Raw genomic sequence first — 971 nt, 5'->3', positions numbered from 1 at the left:
ATTCCTTTACTAAATAAGGATCTTCATTCTCTGATAATATTTCTTGTAGATATCGACAAGTATCTTTATTTCCCATATCAATCACGTATAAAGCAATCGAGTCAACGATATCATTTTCAAAAGAATCAATAGCCACACAATATATGTTTATTAAATCTCTCAAACCATCATTAACATCAACTTCTAATTTATTTAAGGCTTCATTATATTGATTTCGGATATTCATAAAACCTCACATTAATTATATGGGAATCGTCCCGGAGACATTGGAATGTGAACATCAGCGTTATGATTCGGATTTGTTCCTCGATCAGACCCCCCACCAGTGGCAGTATGCCTGCCAGTCACGTCTCGCGGGCGATAATTCCCATTAGAAACACTGGATGTTGGAACTGTTTCAATATGAGCATGAGGTACAGCATCAGCATAATGTGAAGGTGAGCGAGGATTTGCCGGTTCAAGCCTCACCGCAACAGTATTTCCGTCAGGTAATGCTTTTGTCCAGACCTCTCCCCCACTATGCGCTTGTACCGACGAATAACCTCGATTACGCAAAGTTTGTCGTATTTCCCCTGGAGTTTTTCCTGCAAAATTGGGTAGGCCACCTATTTCTTCCTGAATATTCTGTGCACTTCTGAAGCGCCCATTACTTCCCCTTAATTTACAAAGACCAAGTGGATCAATATAACTTAACGGATTAGGCGCATATTGGTAGAGGTTTATTCCCCCAGCCAGCCCTATCGGGTCCGTTACTATGAACCGCCCGACATCCGGATCATAATTACGAAAGCCCGCTCCCCGCAAGGACTGACGCCAGATAGTTTCTGTCCATGGCTGCTTTTCTCATCTTACGTCTTAACCCTGCCTTGAATACCTTATCATTCGTCAAAATATTAATAGCGATGTGCCGTATCCCTGAAAATAATTCTGCTGCATTTCCTCTTCTTATTTTGCAGTCGTCTTCATTCATT

Annotated in this window: 1 protein-coding gene and 2 pseudogenes; all 3 read right to left on the bottom strand. The window is 41.5% G+C overall.

Translation table 11 applies throughout. From position 1 onward, the window contains the following. A partial coding sequence (locus C0K55_RS25685; RefSeq protein ID WP_105283459.1) for a hypothetical protein occupies positions 1-226 on the bottom strand: 226 nt, incomplete at its 3' end. An 11-nt stretch (positions 227-237) separates the two neighbouring features. Next, positions 238-786: pseudogene (locus C0K55_RS25680) on the bottom strand (RHS repeat-associated core domain-containing protein); the annotation flags it as partial. Then, a pseudogene (locus tag C0K55_RS25675) lies at positions 782-971 on the bottom strand (ISAs1 family transposase); the annotation flags it as partial. The pseudogenes C0K55_RS25675 and C0K55_RS25680, both read right to left, overlap by 5 nt.

The organism is Escherichia sp. MOD1-EC6098 (genome assembly GCF_002965865.1).
Taxonomy (GTDB): domain Bacteria; phylum Pseudomonadota; class Gammaproteobacteria; order Enterobacterales; family Enterobacteriaceae; genus Escherichia; species Escherichia marmotae.
The sequence above is the reverse complement of the archived record's forward strand: the minus strand, read 5'-3'. Positions and strand labels throughout refer to the sequence as shown.